Origin of the sequence: Cohnella pontilimi (assembly GCF_005049045.1) — a bacterium.
GTDB classification, from domain to species: domain Bacteria; phylum Bacillota; class Bacilli; order Paenibacillales; family Paenibacillaceae; genus Cohnella; species Cohnella pontilimi.
The window spans coordinates 367792-383892 of record NZ_SUPK01000002.1 but is presented as its reverse complement, the minus strand read 5'-3'; the positions used below and the strand labels follow the sequence as shown (position 1 = coordinate 383892).

At 57.6% G+C, this 16101-nt stretch carries 15 protein-coding genes and 1 other RNA gene; 13 read left to right on the top strand and 3 right to left on the bottom strand.

Annotation, left to right across the window (positions count from 1 at the left end):
- Window positions 1–243 precede the first annotated feature (243 nt).
- The 10 genes from glyQ to rnpB all read left to right on the top strand — a co-directional run bounded on the left by glyQ (window position 244) and on the right by rnpB (window position 11015).
- The gene (gene glyQ / locus E5161_RS05895) at window positions 244–1131 is read left to right on the top strand and encodes a glycine--tRNA ligase subunit alpha (RefSeq protein ID WP_136776780.1); all 888 of its coding nucleotides are present in this window, start codon (window positions 244–246) and stop codon (window positions 1129–1131) included.
- Window positions 1124–3205, top strand: coding sequence for a glycine--tRNA ligase subunit beta (gene glyS / locus E5161_RS05890; RefSeq protein WP_136776779.1), 2082 nt, complete (start codon window positions 1124–1126; stop codon window positions 3203–3205). Before glyQ ends, glyS begins: the two co-directional genes overlap by 8 nt.
- 37 nt (window positions 3206–3242) lie before the next feature.
- Window positions 3243–4049, top strand: a complete 807-nt coding sequence (locus E5161_RS05885) for a pyruvate, water dikinase regulatory protein (RefSeq protein WP_136776778.1) — start codon at window positions 3243–3245, stop codon at window positions 4047–4049.
- 171 nt (window positions 4050–4220) lie between these two features.
- The gene (locus E5161_RS05880; RefSeq protein ID WP_211246691.1) at window positions 4221–4691 is read left to right on the top strand and encodes a YaiI/YqxD family protein; all 471 of its coding nucleotides are present in this window, start codon (window positions 4221–4223) and stop codon (window positions 4689–4691) included.
- A gap of 41 nt (window positions 4692–4732) precedes the next feature.
- The gene (dnaG, locus tag E5161_RS05875) at window positions 4733–6559 is read left to right on the top strand and encodes a DNA primase (RefSeq protein WP_136776777.1); all 1827 of its coding nucleotides are present in this window, start codon (window positions 4733–4735) and stop codon (window positions 6557–6559) included.
- Window positions 6560–6590: 31 nt separating this feature from the next.
- Window positions 6591–7718, top strand: coding sequence for an RNA polymerase sigma factor RpoD (gene rpoD, locus E5161_RS05870; protein WP_136776776.1), 1128 nt, complete (start codon window positions 6591–6593; stop codon window positions 7716–7718).
- A 71-nt stretch (window positions 7719–7789) separates the two neighbouring features.
- Window positions 7790–8623, top strand: a complete 834-nt coding sequence (locus E5161_RS05865; protein ID WP_136776775.1) for a hypothetical protein — start codon at window positions 7790–7792, stop codon at window positions 8621–8623.
- Window positions 8623–9435, top strand: a complete 813-nt coding sequence (locus tag E5161_RS05860) for a tRNA (adenine(22)-N(1))-methyltransferase (RefSeq protein ID WP_136776774.1) — start codon at window positions 8623–8625, stop codon at window positions 9433–9435. The genes E5161_RS05865 and E5161_RS05860 overlap by 1 nt, the downstream gene beginning before the upstream one ends.
- Entirely contained in the window at window positions 9402–10517 is a 1116-nt protein-coding gene (locus E5161_RS05855; RefSeq protein WP_136776773.1) for a Nif3-like dinuclear metal center hexameric protein, read from the top strand. Before E5161_RS05860 ends, E5161_RS05855 begins: the two co-directional genes overlap by 34 nt.
- A gap of 85 nt (window positions 10518–10602) precedes the next feature.
- Window positions 10603–11015, top strand: an RNA gene (gene rnpB, locus E5161_RS05850) — RNase P RNA component class A.
- Between the two features lie 44 nt (window positions 11016–11059).
- On the opposite strand, the gene E5161_RS05845 is transcribed toward rnpB, so the two are convergent.
- The 3 genes from E5161_RS05845 to E5161_RS05835 all read right to left on the bottom strand — a co-directional run bounded on the left by E5161_RS05845 (window position 11060) and on the right by E5161_RS05835 (window position 14211).
- Window positions 11060–11485, bottom strand: a complete 426-nt coding sequence (locus tag E5161_RS05845) for a disulfide oxidoreductase (RefSeq protein WP_136776772.1) — start codon at window positions 11483–11485, stop codon at window positions 11060–11062.
- A 13-nt stretch (window positions 11486–11498) separates the two neighbouring features.
- The gene (locus E5161_RS05840; protein ID WP_136776771.1) at window positions 11499–12215 is read right to left on the bottom strand and encodes a DsbA family protein; all 717 of its coding nucleotides are present in this window, start codon (window positions 12213–12215) and stop codon (window positions 11499–11501) included.
- 130 nt (window positions 12216–12345) lie between these two features.
- Entirely contained in the window at window positions 12346–14211 is a 1866-nt protein-coding gene (locus E5161_RS05835; RefSeq protein ID WP_136776770.1) for a S8 family peptidase, read from the bottom strand.
- A 209-nt stretch (window positions 14212–14420) separates the two neighbouring features.
- On the opposite strand from E5161_RS05835, the gene E5161_RS05830 reads away from it, so the two are divergent.
- The 3 genes from E5161_RS05830 to E5161_RS21270 all read left to right on the top strand — a co-directional run bounded on the left by E5161_RS05830 (window position 14421) and on the right by E5161_RS21270 (window position 16026).
- Window positions 14421–14918, top strand: coding sequence for a YpuI family protein (locus tag E5161_RS05830; RefSeq protein WP_136776769.1), 498 nt, complete (start codon window positions 14421–14423; stop codon window positions 14916–14918).
- A gap of 81 nt (window positions 14919–14999) precedes the next feature.
- Window positions 15000–15215, top strand: a complete 216-nt coding sequence (locus E5161_RS05825) for a DUF1540 domain-containing protein (protein WP_136776768.1) — start codon at window positions 15000–15002, stop codon at window positions 15213–15215.
- Window positions 15216–15327: 112 nt separating this feature from the next.
- Entirely contained in the window at window positions 15328–16026 is a 699-nt protein-coding gene (locus tag E5161_RS21270; protein WP_281279858.1) for a lytic transglycosylase domain-containing protein, read from the top strand.
- Window positions 16027–16101: the final 75 nt, after the last annotated feature.

Sequence of the window (16101 nt, the reverse complement as noted above, 5' to 3'; positions counted from 1 at the left end):
CGAGCCGGGGACAGTGCAAGCCCGGACGGACGGACCAGGTGAAAGGCGCTCCTGAGAGACAGGCTCGGAACAAAGTGGGTCGTCCGCTCCGGCGGAAGACCAAGTAGGGTGGAACCGCGGGATGTGCTCCCGTCCCTACGTCCGCGATGGCGGACGTAGGGACGGTTTTTTGTTTATTCCCCCAAAAAAGCCCTATGAATGCCTCTGGGAAGAAGATATAAACTGTGCGAGGTGCGAAAGAACATGAATTTTCAGCAAATGATTTTGACGCTTCAGCAATTTTGGGGCGAACAAGGCTGTATCGTCGTGCAGCCTTACGATGTCGAGAAAGGTGCGGGCACGTTAAATCCGATGACGTTCCTCCGGTCGATCGGACCGGAACCGTGGAACGTGGCGTACGTAGAACCTTCCCGTCGCCCTGCCGACGGCCGGTACGGCGAGAATCCGAACCGTCTCTACCAGCATCATCAATTTCAGGTCATCATGAAGCCGTCCCCGGACAATATTCAAGAACTTTATTTGGACAGCTTGAAACGGCTGGGCGTGGATCCTCGCCATCATGACATCCGCTTTGTCGAGGATAACTGGGAACATCCGGGCTTGGGCGCTTGGGGTCTCGGTTGGGAAGTTTGGCTCGACGGTATGGAAGTTACGCAATTTACCTACTTCCAACAAGTGGGCGGAATCGATTGTCATCCGGTATCCGTCGAGATTACGTACGGGATGGAGCGGCTCGCTTCTTACATCCAGGCCAAGGAAAACGTGTTCGACCTGGAATGGGTTGACGGCATTACGTATGGCGATGTGTTCCGTCAGCAAGAGTATGAGCATTCGAAATATACGTTCGAGGTCTCCGATACTCCGATGCTTTTCGAGTTGTTCGCGACTTATGAAGCGGAATCCAAACGCGCCATGGAGCACAATTTGGTGTATCCGGCCTACGACTACGCTTTGAAATGTTCCCATACATTCAATTTGCTGGACGCGCGCGGCGCGATCAGCGTGACCGAACGAACGGGCTACATTACCCGGGTGCGGAACTTGTCCCGGCAAGTAGCGGCCACGTATTTGCAGGAGCGGGAACGTCTCGGATTCCCGTTGCTGAAGAAAGGAGCTGCTGAGCATGCCTAAGGATCTGCTGCTGGAAATCGGCATGGAAGAAGTACCCGCCCGGTTCGTGCGCGCGGCGATGGAACAGTTGAAGGACAAAACCGAAAAATGGCTGCAAAGCAGCCGTTTAACATACGGCGATGTGCAATCCTACGCGACGCCCCGCCGGCTGGCCGTACTCGTCAGCGGATTGGCTGATAAGCAAGAGGACGTGAGCGAAGAGGTGAAAGGGCCGGCGCGCAAAATCGCGTTGGACGAGTCCGGCGCCTGGAGCAAGGCGGCGCTCGGCTTCGCACGCAGTCAAGGTGTGGATCCGGAAGCTTTGTTTTTCAAGGAGCTCGCCGGTGTGGAATATGTTTATGCGAACAAAAGCAGCATCGGCGTGGAGACGGCTTCCTTGCTGCCCGAGGCGTTGCCGGCGCTCATCACTTCCCTGACGTTCCCGAAAAATATGCGCTGGGGCGCTTACGAGCTCCGGTACGTTCGTCCGATCCGCTGGCTGGTGGCCCTTCACGGCACGGAAGTCGTGCCGTTCGAAATCACCGGCGTATCCGCCGGCAAAGAGTCCCGCGGGCATCGTTTCCTGGGCGCCGATCCGGTGATCGACGAGCCGGCACAGTATGTGGAGCGGCTGCGCGAGCAGCACGTGATCGTCGACGTAGAGGAGCGGGAAGCCGCGATTCTCTCCGGCATTCGCTCCCTCGCGCAAGAGAAAAGTTGGGAAATCGCCGTCCAGGACGATTTGCTCGAAGAGGTGCTGTTCCTGGTCGAAACGCCGACGGTGCTTGCCGGCTCGTTCGATCCGTCTTTCCTGGACATCCCGCAGGAAGTGCTCATTACCTCGATGCGCGAGCACCAGCGCTATTTCCCTGTGCTCAACAAGGAAGGTAAGCTACAGCCGTTCTTCGTCACCGTGCGCAACGGCGACGCCGTATCGCTGGATGTTGTGGCCAAAGGGAATGAAAAGGTGCTGCGTGCGCGGTTGTCCGATGCGAAATTTTTCTACGAGGAAGATAAAAAGCTCGCGATTCCGGATGCTTTGGCCAAGCTCGAAAACATTGTCTACCACGAAGAGCTGGGCACGGTGGCCGACAAGGTACGCCGCGTCCGCACCATTGCGGACAAGCTCGCCGAGCGGCTGCTCGCAGACGATGCGGTGCGTTCCGATGTGAGCCGGACGGCCGACATTTGCAAGTTCGATCTCGTCACCCAAATGGTGTACGAATTCCCGGAACTTCAAGGGATCATGGGAGAAGACTACGCGCGCAAAGCCGGTGAGAGGGAAACCGTCGCCCGCGCAATCAACGAGCACTACTCTCCGCGTAATGCGGGGGACCGTCCGCCGGCTTCGCTGGTGGGTGCGATTGTCGGCATCGCAGATAAAATCGACACGATCGCCGGCTGTTTCTCCATCGGGATCATCCCGACCGGCTCACAGGATCCGTACGCGCTCCGCCGCCAAGCGGCCGGCATCGTGGCCACGCTGCTTGAGCACGAGCTGGAGCTCACGCTCGACGAACTGTTCGATATCGCGCTGCAGGCGCATGCCGCCCGCGGCCTGAAACGAGAAGCTTACGACATCGTGAAAGACATGCAGGAGTTTTTCGCGCTGCGGGTCAAAAACGTGTTGACCGAACAAAGCATCCGGTACGACGTCATCGACGCCGTGCTGGGAGCGGGATCCGCGGACGTGCGGCGGACCGTCTTGCGTGCGCAGGCTTTGCAAGCCGAGACAGCGGAGGAGCGCAAAGAGTCGTTCCGACCGGCGGCGGAAGCTTTTAACCGCCTATCCAATTTGGCGGCGAAAGCAGAATCGCGCCGCGTGGACCCGGCGCTGTTCGCCGATCCGGCGGAAGGCTCGCTGTATGAAGCCTGGCAGCAAGTCCACGGCCGTTATTTGACGGCGTCCGCCGAGAAGCGCATGGACGCGGCGTTGTCCTCACTCGCTTCGCTGAGCGGACCGGTTGCCGGCTTCTTTGAAGCCGTCATGGTCATGGCCGAAGACGAAGCCGTGCGCAACAACCGGCTCGCCGTGCTGGCGCTAATCGCAGACGATGTGAGAGCTTTTGCGGACTTTTCGAAACTGGTCGGATAAGCTCCGTCGGGAGCCCGTTCCGGAAGGAGATGGCGAGATGACGCAGGCGGGATTGATCGTATACGTCGTATCCGATTCGGCCGGGGAAACCGGGGAGTACGCGGTTAGGGCGGCAGCGGCCCAGTTTCACCCGCTGTCCGTCCAAATTCGCCGCGCCGCCTTCATCCAATCCAAGGAAGCGATCGACGCCGTCCTTACTGCGGCGCAGGAGGACCAAGGAATCGTGCTGTACACGCTGGTGATCCCTTATTTGCGGGACCACATGGTGGAGCAGGCCGATCTGCGAAAGGTTACCGCCATCGATCTGCTCGGTTCGCTGATCCATCGATTTGAAGAACGATTCGGCCGGGAATCCCGGCACGAACCGGGCTTAAACCATGTGCTGGACGCCAACTACTTTCGCAAGGTGGAGGCGGTGGAATTCGCCGTCCGGTATGACGACGCGCGCGACGTGACGGGCATTCACAAGGCGGACATCGTGCTCATCGGCGTGTCCCGTACGTCTAAGACCCCGTTGTCGATGGTGTTGGCGCACCAGGCTTTCAAGGTGACCAACGTTCCGCTCGTTCCGGAGCTTGTCCCGCCGAAGGAGCTGTTCACGGTGTCGCCCTCCAAGGTGGTCGGGCTGACGATCCGCACGGACACGCTGAACGCGATCCGGAAGGAAAGGCTGAAAGCGCTCGGCCTGCCGGATACGGCTTCATATGCAACGGAGGAACGGATCCGGCGGGAACTGGAATATGCCGATGATATCATGCGGAAAATCGGCTGTATGGTAATTGACGTGACGAACAAAGCGGTGGAAGAAACCGCAAGTTTGATCGTGGAGCGATTCCAGCGATAGCCGGGAAGAGAGAGCGTCAGCCGCTCTCTTTTTTCGGCTTGACAGTCGGGGCTGCAGCGGTTATCATATTAAAATTTGATGCGCCGTGTGCAGGATTTTGCATCCCGCTAGCGTATATTACGTATAGAAACGGCGTGGCGAAACTTTATGGATGAACGGGTGGTGAACCGGATGAGTCCGATCCGAGACCGGGTTGTCGTCGACGGTGACGCCTGCCCCGTAAAATCCGAAATCGCCCGTACGGTCCAAAGCTGCGGAGCGACGGCCTTGATGGTATCCAGCCACGATCACCGGCTTGTGCCGGAAGAACGGGTACAGGTCGTAACGGTCGATGCGGGCGACCAATCGACGGATCTGTACATCGCCAATGTATTGACGCCCAGAGACGTGCTGGTCACGGGCGACTACGGTCTGGCCGCTCTAGGGTTGGCTCGCGGCGCAGCGGTTCTTACGCCGCGTGGAAAGGAAATTCGGGAGTATGATATCGACGGGTTATTGGAGCAGCGACATTTCTCGGCCCGGATGAGGCGGGGAGGCGGCAGGACCAAAGGTCCCCCTCCTTTTACCCCAGAGGACCGGGTCCGGTTTCAACAAAAACTGACAACACTATTGCGGGGGATGCAGGAGAATTGCAACCTGTAGCGAATTGTAATACGTGCGTTAAAAGGTAAGGTGGGCCTTACATGAATTATGGCATGATACCGCAGACGGTGATAGACGAGGTGCTCCGGCGGTTCGATATTGCCGACACGGTGGGCCGTTACGTACACTTGTCGAAGAACGGGAAATATCTCAAGGGTCTCTGTCCTTTTCACTCGGAGAAAACGCCATCATTCACCGTAACGCCGGAGAAGCAAATTTTCCACTGTTACGGCTGCGGCAAGGGCGGCAACGTCATCAAATTCGTGATGGAGATGGAAGGGGAATCGTTCCCCGAAGCGGTGAAGCGGCTGGCGGAAGAAGCCGGCATTCCCGTCAATTGGGCTCCGATCCGGGATGACGAGGCAAGCCCGAGGCAGAAAGAACGTCAAACTTTGCACGAAGCTCACGCTTATGCCGCCAAGTTGTATCATTATCTGCTGCGAAACACGGAAGCCGGGAAACCGGCCATGGATTACTTGAGATCACGCGGATTCACGGATAAGCTGATCGAGGAATTCGGGCTCGGATACGCGCCGGCGCGTTGGGACACGCTTGTCCAAGGGCTGCATAAACAAGGATTCGAGGCGGCGGAAATGGAACGCGGAGGTCTCCTTTCCCGTAAACAGGAGGGAGACGGTTTTGTTGACCGGTTTCGCGACCGGGTCATGTTTCCGATCCGTGACGGGGAGGGAAAAGTGGCCGCTTTCGCGGGCCGCCTGCTGTCCGACGGGCAGCCGAAATATTTGAACTCGCCGGAATCGCCGCTCTTCAGCAAAAGCCGTACGCTTTACCGGCTGCACGAAGCAAGGGCCTCGATCCGCCGTTCACGGCAGGTGGTGGTATTCGAAGGCTATGTGGATTGTATCAAAGCATGGGCGGCCGGCGTGACCAACGGCGTGGCTTCGATGGGTACCGCGCTTACCGCCGAGCATGCCGCCTTGCTGAGAAGATTCGCCGAGGAAGCGATTGTGTGCTACGACGGGGACGACGCGGGACAAGCCGCCGCGCGGAAGAGCATTCCGCTTTTGGAAGGCGCGGGTTTTCGCGTCAGGGTCTCGGTCTTGCCAGGCCGGATGGACCCGGACGAGTACATCAGCGCCAACGGCGGTGAGGCGTTCGTCCGGGAGATGATCGACGGAGCGGTTTCCGCAGTCAAATTTCAGCTTATATATTTAAGGAAATCCCATATACTCCTAGAAGAAGACGGGAAGATCCGGTATTTGCGCGAGGCGGTGCGCCTGGTAGCCCGCCGGGATTCCCCGACGGAACGTGAACTGCTGCTGAAGGAATTGGCCCAGGAGTTCGGCGTGTCGCTGGACACGCTGAAGCAGGAGGTCCTGGAAGTCCGAAAGCAGGAGAAATTGGGAGATACAGGGGATATTCCCGGCGGATCGTGGAATAATGTATGGAATGAAAAGAGATCTTCCTCCAAGCTGCCGCCGTTGACGCCTGCCTACATTCAAGCCGAGCGCCAGCTGCTTTCGTGGATGATGCAGGACACGGAAACGGCAGAGCTGGTTCAAAGCCGGCTGGGGGACGGTTTTTACGTGGAGGATCACGCGGCTCTTGCTGCTTATCTATATGCTTATTACGCGCAGGGTCATGAACCGGACATCGGGCGTTTTGCCGCGTATTTGCAAGACGATCGCTTAGAACGGACGGCCAGTGCCATCGCGCTGATGGAAATTCCTTTCGGCGAGCGGGAGTTCGAAGATTGTCTCCGCACGGTCGGCCGTATGTCCCTGACCCGAGAAATCGACCGGAACAGAGAAGAAATGCAGCGCGCGGAGCGAGCCGGCGATCACATGCGGGCTGCACAAATTTTGACAGAGATTATTGCCCTGGAAAAGAAGCGCAAAGAATGGTGATTGCGCGGTTTCCAGGGAGGAGGGAGTCGTAATGGCGAACGATCAACACACCGGGCTCGAGACGGAAATGACCCTGGAGCAGGTCAAATCCCAACTGATGGAGCAGGGCAAGAAAAAATCCGCTTTGACCTATAAAGAAATCATGGAGAAATTATCTCCTTTCGATCAGGATCCCGATCAAATCGACGAGTTCTTCGAACAGCTGGCGGATCACGGCATCGAGGTGGTCAACGATCACGACGAAGAACGGCGGGGGCACGGGGAAGACGAAGAGCGCGACGAGTTTAACTTCGACGACGATTTGTCCCTTCCGCCGGGCATCAAAATCAACGATCCGGTTCGGATGTACTTGAAAGAAATCGGGCGCGTCCCGCTGCTCGGCGCCGACGACGAGGTGGAGCTCGCCAAGAAGATCGAGCTGGGCGGAAGCGAAGCGGAAGAAGCGAAAAAAAGGCTGGCCGAAGCCAACCTGCGTCTTGTGGTCAGTATCGCCAAACGTTACGTTGGCCGCGGAATGCTGTTCCTCGACCTGATCCAAGAGGGCAACATGGGCTTGCTCAAGGCGGTCGAGAAGTTTGACCATATGAAGGGCTTCAAATTCAGCACCTACGCCACCTGGTGGATCCGGCAGGCGATCACCCGAGCGATTGCCGATCAGGCGCGGACGATCCGTATCCCGGTTCACATGGTGGAAACGATCAACAAGCTGATTCGTGTATCCCGCCAGCTGCTGCAGGAGCTCGGCCGCGAGCCGACGCCGGAAGAAATCGCCGAGCAGATGGAACTGAGCGTGGATAAAGTGCGTGAAATTATGAAAATCGCGCAAGAGCCGGTTTCTTTGGAGACGCCGATCGGCGAGGAAGACGATTCCCACCTGGGCGATTTCATTGAGGATCAGGAAGCGCTGGCTCCGGCGGACGCCGCAGCGTACGAGCTGCTCAAGGAGCAGCTGGAAGACGTGCTCGACACGCTGACCGAGCGGGAAGAGAACGTGCTTCGCCTCCGCTTCGGCCTCGATGACGGCCGCACGCGTACGCTGGAAGAGGTCGGCAAAGTGTTCGGCGTGACGCGCGAACGCATTCGCCAGATCGAAGCGAAAGCGCTGCGCAAGCTTCGCCACCCGAGCCGGAGCAAACGACTGAAAGATTTTCTGGAATAAGACGATATATACAATATCGAGGCCTTCCGCCCTTGAGGGTTGAAGGTCTTTTTGTTCCAGGAGGGAAAAGGATGCCGGTTGCGGAAGAAGACAAACGCAAAACGATCGTGAACGAAATCGAAGCTTGGCGGAGAAGCAAGCTGCTGCCCGAACAATATTGCGACTTCCTGCAAAACTTATATTTGGATGATCTCAGCGAACGGCCTAAAGGCGCTGTGGGAGCCGCGGTCCGTAAAATCGGAAAGGCGTCGCGCAAGCAATGGATGCTTGTTTTTGGCATTTTTGCCTTGATCTGTGTTGTTGTTCTTCATTTTAGCGCGTTTCCTCTCCCATTGCAAATCGGTCTCGCGGGATTGGTGACGACAGGCTTCGTCGGACTGGCGGGGTGGCTGCGCGAGAATCATCCGCTTCGTGCTTTGCTGGTCATGGTAAGCGGCATGCTGTTTCTGTTCGGAACAGGCGCGGTGATCCTCCAGCTTCACGGTTGGACGAAGGGAGCGGGACCGATCGTGCTGCTGGCTGTTTGCTCCGCGATGTGGATCGGCTGCGGACTCATCATCCGTCAGGCGTTGGTGCACGGGTTCGGCTGGATGGCTGTCATTGCCCTGTACGCGAGATTACTGATGATGCACAATCCACACCCTGCGTGGGGGGAGACCCAGCTTTTCTGGATTCCTGCGGCTTTATTATTCATATGGCTGAGCTGGTTCCTGCACGTGCGGAACAAGTCGGCGGGAACCGTGCTGTTTGCTGTCGGATTGATCGTTTGGCTCATGCCGGAGCTTCATGCCGCCGTCGCCAAGGTGGACATGCAGTGGATTCAGGCCGGGCTTTTGGGTAAAATTTTGCTAGCGGGTGTCGGGTTGTACCGGCTCCGAAAACAATGGATGGAATGGGTTGCCTGATGAGAAACGAATCGAATGCGGAAGGAGCAGCCGTGAAGCTGTCCCGCAGATTGTCGGCGCTGGCCGATTGGGTGCCGCAGGGCGCCCGCTTCGCCGACATCGGGACGGATCATGCGCTGCTTCCCGTTTATTTGGCCGGCGATGGACGAATTGCGTTCGCGGTTGCCGGTGATGTGAATCCGGGGCCGGTTCAGGCCGCCAAACGCCAGGTAGGCGAAGCCGGCCTTAGCGGCCTCGTTTCCGTGCGCCAAGGGAACGGGCTGGCCGTACTCTCGCCGGGAGAGGTGGACACCGTCTGCATCGCGGGAATGGGCGGAAGTTTAATCGCGCGGCTGTTGGATGAAGCGGGTGATCGGCTGGAAGGGGTACAAACGCTCGTGCTGTCGCCTCATGTGGCGGAAGATGCCGTGCGTAAATGGTTGAGGCGGCATGGCTTCGTGCTGGATCGCGAGCTTTTGTTGGAGGAAGACGGGGTCATCTATACGTTGATGCGGGCTGTTCGCGCCAAGTCGCCGGCCGAGGCGGAGGAGCGTAACGCGGAACTGTACGAAGAGCGGCTGCTGGCTCCCTGCAAAGCCCATGTGCCCGCGGATCTTCTGTATGAGATGGGGCCGCTTCTTCTCCGGTCGGCGGGCGAGGCCTTCCGGCGGAAGTGGGAGCAGGAGATCGCCAAGCGTGAACAAATCATTCGTCAAATGAAACAATCCAGCGCTGCCGAAGCTGCTCAAAAAGCGGCCGAGTGGGAAAATTCGGCGGAGGAAATTCGGGAGGTGCTCGCATGTTTGCGCGGGGAGAAACCGTTGTCCAATTGATGGAACGGCTAGCGCCGAAACATTATGCGGAGCCGGAAGATAAAATCGGCTTACAGGTCGGAAGCCTGCGTAAAGAAATACGCAAAGCGCTCATTGCTTTGGATGTGACGCCGGAAGTCGTACAGGAGGCGGCTGCAGCCGGTGCCGAGCTGATCATCGCGCACCACGCGGTTATTTACCGCCCTCTTGCCCATTTGCAGACGGATACGCCGGCTGGAGCGTTAGCGGCCGATTTACTGCGGAAGGATATTGCGGTTTATGTGGCGCATACGAATCTGGACACAGCAGAAGGCGGCATGAACGACTGGATGGCCGAAGCGCTGGGACTCGAGGGCCGAGGCGTGCTGCGCGAGGTCCATACCGACAAGCTGTATAAACTGGTCGTCTTCGTGCCGAAGGAGCATGCGGAAGCGGTCCGCTCCGCCATGTTCGCGGCCGGGGCCGGATGGATCGGCAACTACAGCCACTGCAGCTTTAACCTCGAAGGTACCGGGACGTTCATGCCCCGGGAAGGGACGGATCCCTATATCGGCAAGCAGGGCAAGCTGGAAAACGCTCTGGAGGTGCGGATCGAAACGATCGTACCGCAAAGCGCGCACAAAGCCGTCGTTTCCGCCATGCTCAAGGCACATCCCTACGAAGAAGTGGCTTACGATTTGTACGCCATGGATTTGAAAGGCCGGTCCTTCGGTTTGGGCCGGGTCGGCGTACTTCCCGAAGCGGAATCGTTGGACGTGTTCGCAGAGAGAGTAAAGGCGGCGTTCGACGTACCGTTCGTGCGGGTGGTGGGGGAAGGCGGCAAGCCGATTCGGAAAGTGGCGGTGCTCGGGGGATCCGGTTCGCGGTTCATCCGTAACGCGATGTTCGCCGGCGCGGATGTGCTGGTGACCGGGGATATCGATTACCACACCGCACATGACGCGCTGGTTGCCGGACTGTCCCTGGTGGATCCGGGCCACAACGCGGAAAAAATCATGAAAACTAAAGTAGCCGAATGGCTGCAGCTGCGTCTTCGGGAACAAGGTTATGCCACGGAAGTATTGGCATCACAGATCAACACCGAGCCGTTTCGGCTGCGGTAGCCATTCCGCGTCCGTCTGGATCGCGTTCCAACCATTACCGTTGTGTCTGGCGGGGAATCGCGATATACTATTATTTACGAACCGGAAAGATTGACAGACAATCGCCGGCGGCTCATGGCCGCGGGAGGAAAGTCCGGGCTCCATAGGGCAGAATGCTGGATAACGTCCAGTCGGCGCGAGCCGAAGGATAGTGCCACAGAAATGGACCGCCGATGGCCGCGCAAGCGGATCAGGCAAGGATGGAACCGTGGTGTAAGAGACCACGAGGAACACGGGTGACTTTGTTCCTGGTAAACCCCATTTGGAGCAAGACCTAGGAGAACGCAGCGGAGTTCGCTCTGCAGCCCCGGCCCGGGGCGCGTTCGGGTTGGTCGCTTGAGCCGGGCAGCAATGTCCGGCCTAGAAAGATGATTGTCGCTTCAGCAAGTGGGAGGGCTGCCTTGAGCGGTCCGCGATACCACGTGAAGTACAGAACCCGGCTTACGGCAATCTTTCCGGAAGTCCAAAACCCGCAAAGCGCGACGCTTTGCGGGTTTTGGCGTTTATTGCGTATGATCGGCCCTGCGGGCGATGAGAAGAAAGATCGTGATCAGGATAAAAGCGATCAGTGCCATGAACGGAATCGTGATGAATCCGAACCAGTTTAAATAATCTACGTCGCAAGGGACGCCGGCCGTACAAGGCATCATCGCGGCGAGACCGGGAATTTTTTGCTCCGCGAAGTGGTAGGCCGATATCAGACCTCCGATGACGCTGAGCGGCAGGGTGTAACCCGCGATTCCCCGGTCGTCGCGAATGGCGGCTCTCCCTAACAGCAGTACGAGCGGGTACATAAAGATGCGTTGAAACCAGCATAGCTTGCAGGGCAAGTAACCCATCACGTCGCTGAGGAACAAACTGCCGGCGGTCGCGGTAAGCGACACAATCCAGGCGAACAACAGGCCGTATTTTTGAATAAGCACTCGCATCAAGGCTCCCCCGTTATTGGCCGGCTTCTTGAAGCGCCTTTTCGATTTCCGCTTTCAAGTTGTTATAATTCAGCGAGGTTTTGTCGTCCAGCTTGCGTCCGTTGATCAGGACGGTCGGCGTGCCCGTGAATCGTTGTTGCACGGCGAACCGGTTCTGGCTGTCGATCTCGTCTTTATAGGTGCCTTTTTCGATATCTTGCTTGAGCTTGTCGTAATCGACTTTGACCCCATGCTGTTTCGCCAATTCCGTTAAATATTCGGGTGTTGCCCATATTTTTTTCTCTTCTTGCTGATTGTCTAAAATGGCATGATAAAATTTCCAAAAATCATCGTTGTTCTGGTGATAAATGGCCTGACCGGCGAGGGCGGCCGTAAAGGAATCTTCGTAAATAATGGTCCAATTCTGGTAGGAGAGCGACACTTTACCGGTATCGATGTAGTCCTTTTGCAGCTCAGGTACGATTTGTTGGCTGAAGTAGGCGCAAGTCGGGCATTTGAAGTCTCCGATTTCCACAATTTTGACGGGCGCGTCGGCTTTGCCAAGCGTGGGCAGCTTGTCATAAGCAACATCCACGGCCCCGGGCCGCGGCTTGAACGCAACGAGCAAAGCAATCAATATGACGAAGGCAGCCGCCAGCGACCAAACCAAAATTTTCATGTTACGGCTCTTTTTGCGCTGCTCCACCTGGCGCTTCAGCCGTTGTTCTTTTTTTCTTTTTGCTTTCTCCAACGGGTTCACTCCTTATCCGCTTCCGGCTTGTCCGGAAACACCTCACACGTATTGTATCGAAAAAGGCTTAAAATTGCATGAAAAAAGTACAGCCCGGCGAAAGTTCGCCGGGCTGTACTTTTTTCTGCGATCAGAATCCCAAAACTCTGCGCAATTCCCGCTTGATTTGCCGGGGATACAACTGCAGCGAGGCGGCTTGACCGCCTGCGGCCCGCAAGGCGTTCCGAACATCGATTTCTCCGTAGCCGAATACATTGTCCTTCCCTTTGTCGCCGACATCGTTGGCGGTCCGCCTCAGCAGATCCATCACCTCGTCGTTGGACAGCTCAGGGTTCGCGGATCTCACGAGCGAAGCCAGCGCGGACACATGCGGGCAGGCCATGGACGTGCCGGAGAGGGCGGCGTAGCGGCTGCCCGGATAGGTGCTCGCGATCTGCGTGCCCGGGGCCGCCACATCGATGTAGTCGCCGTAGTTGGAATATTCGGCTTTGACCGAACCGGGATCGGTGGCGGCGACGGCCAACACTTCCGGGTAAGCGGCCGGATAACCGGGCCTGTCCGTATTGTCGTTGCCGCTGGCGGCCACGAGCACGACGCCGTGATCGTGGGCATAGCGGACCGCGTCGTGCAGGAACTGTGCTTGGGCATAATTGCCGAGACTCATATTGATGACGTCCGCGCCATGGTCTACGGCCCAGATGATGCCCTCCGCCACCGAATACGTGGATCCCGAGCCCGAGCTGTCCAGCGCTTTGACCGGCATAATTTTGGTGTACCACGTCAATCCGGCCACGCCTTCGTTATTGTTGACTTGGGCGGCAATAATGCCGGCTACGTGCGTGCCATGGCCCACGTCATCCTCCGGCGGTTTGGAAGGATCCACGATATTGACCCCGGGGACCAGCCGTCCTTTAAGATCGGGATGGTCGGACTGCACGCCGGTATCCACGACCGCCACCACCACCTTATCGTTGCCTTTGCCCCAGTTCCAGCCCCGTTCGGTCTCGATTTCCGGCAGGTTCCACTGATATTTGGAGTACAAAGTGTCGTTCGGCACGATCACTTGCGGGTCGGTTTCCCCATCCTGCTCGTTCGTCAAATACAAGTAATGCGGTTCGACGTATACCGGATTCATCTTCTTAAAATACGCCATCATGTGATCTGTGTGGTGTTTCTTGGAGCGAAACACATACGTTTGTCGGGTGTGCCGAACGACCACGAGATCCAGATCGGTGCGGAGACGGAGCAATTGTGCCGGCGTGAGCGGCTGATGGAACTTCACCACCACTTCGTCAACCGAGTAGTGACTCACATGGCCGTTGTCTTCGCCGGTGCGAACCTCCACATCCTTGGTGGTGTTCGGAACTGCAGATTCGATGCGGTACCGGCCTTCAGCGGGAAAAGGAACGAGCCGCATGTTCAGGCGCTGCTGACGCTCGACCTCCTGCACAAGGGAGGAGGAGACGAGCATGACCATGCCTTTTCCGGCCGTCTTCGCCGGTTCTGCATGAACGTAGTAACTGCGGCCGTCATAAGTAAACATAGGAGAAGAGTAGGGGGTTCCCCGGCGGACGGCGCCTTGTCCCCGACTCCAGTAGGCGGAGGCGGCAGACCGCAGGCCTGCGGACGGAGTGCCGGCGGTTTGGGGACGCTGCCCCGGGCCGGGCAGCCACGCGGCCGTCACCAGCTCAGGGTGCTGCCGGACAAACGCGGCGAGTTTCGTCTTTTGCTCTTTTTGTTCGGTTCCGGATGCATGAAAAAAAACGCGTGCATCCCGCGCGGTTTGCATCCGGTTCAGTTGTTCGGTCGCCAAGGCGTCCCTTCTCACGGACTGCCTTTTGTAATGGGTCTCTTTGGCAACGGAGAACGAGCGATTTTGCGGTGCGGGGTTCTGAGGGGGCTGTCGTCCGGCCGGCGAGAAGAGGGGCATCAGCAGGAATACGAGAGCAATGGCCAAACCGGCTCCCCCGACGGCCAACCAAATTTTGCGGCGCACGAAGGCGCACCTCCTCGGATTTCATTTCTGTCTTCGTTAGAATGAGGGACGTGAGTGAAAAATATACGGGTTTTTTCCCGTTGCCTGTACCGCTCCGAGCCGAGATGTGATACGATGGGAAGGGAATTTCGCAGTGGATACGGCGGAATTCTTTTGTTCGAATGACGGCTCAGCCGCTCATTTTTGGCAACCACGAAAGGGGAAACATCATGCCAGCCAATGTCAAAGGACTTGCCGAATCCAGCCGGGAGAAATTAAAGACGGCCATCGCGGAACTCGAAACGTTCCTCAATGGACACGCCCTGCAGCAGCTCGTCCAGGAAGACACACCCGAAGCGAAGAGCTTTTACGGCGGTCTTCTCTCCGATTTGCGCCACCTTCTCGTCTTCTCCGAAGTGGCTTACGAAAAGCTCGGAGCTTTGCTCCGCCGGCCCAATTTCGACGTCGATTTGGCTGAACGCGCTTTGTACGAGGTCTATCACCACTGCGTCAACGCGTTCTTTTATCCGAAGAACGAATGCTATTCCGAGGATGGACGATACGCTTACACCGGACAGGACGCGATCCGCTTCCGCTTGAAGCCGGTACGCGCCGCCCGCGATGTGGTGCTCAACGTATCCCGGATTTATGAGGAACTGCGCGACGATTTGTCGTACTACGAAAGCGACTACTTGACCCAGCGCCGTATGCAGGGTCAGGCAAAATAAACCATGCTTCCTGCAAACTCCACCCCCCGGTCCGCATACCCGGTTTTCCCGGGCGCACACTAGGATCGGGGGGTGATTTGCGTGCCGAAAGGCGTCGCGTGCAGCGTTAGCAATTGCACGTTTTGGAACCAGGGCAATCAATGCGGAGCGGCGGAAATCGCCGTCGAGATCGATGCCCACTCCACCAACAGCTTTAAAGAGGAATTCGGCGAAGATTTCTTCAGCGCTCACCAGGATTCCGCTTCGGCCTCATCCGTTACCTGCTGCCTTACTTTTCAACCGAAATCCGCAAAATAGTGCTGAAGCACGGCATGCTTCGCGCATGTCGGGACTGGTCGGCCCGCCCAAATTGGTGTACAATGACTAAGATTGGTACAACTTTGGGAATCGGGAGCGATCGGACTTGAACGTGTCGACGGATCCGCGCATCATGAAACAACTGCTGCTTTCTCAATGGATGTCCGGCGCGAACCCGCTGGAATCGACGGCGCTATCCGGCGCGTCCGGTCAAGATGCCGGAGGCGATTTGTTCCAGCTGCTTTTGTCCCAGTTCATGGAATCGACGTCCGGTACGGATACGCTGCCGGCTTTGACTGCGGTTCCTTCCGCCGTAATCGCTGCGCCCGCAGCGGCGGTCAATCCGCTCGGGACCGGTGCGGATCGTCTCGCAATGGACAACGGATCAAGCTCGGCCTATGACGGATTGATTTCCGCGACAGCGGCCAAGTACGGGTTGAGTCCCGCTTTGATCAAAGGCGTGATGGAGGTTGAATCGTCCTTTAACGCCGGTGCCGTCTCAACGTCCGGCGCCAAGGGATTGATGCAGCTCATGGATGATACCGCCCGCGGTCTGGGTGTGACGGATTCGTTCGATCCCGCCCAAAACGTGGACGGAGGAGCCCGTTTCTTGTCCTACTTGCTGCGCAAATACGACGGCAATGTGTCGTCCGCGCTGGCCGCGTATAACGCGGGTCCGGGACGGGTGGACCGGCTCGGATTGACGACCGACGAGCAGATTCGTGCACGGCTGGGCGAGCTGCCGAAGGAAACGCAGAGATATGTGGTCAAAGTGCTGGAAGCTGCGCACCGCTGGGGCTTGCAGGGCTGACGAGGCCGTCGAACGAAATTAACGGGGATCAAGGCGGGCAGACTCTGAGGAGTGCCGCGCTGTTGATCTTTTTCT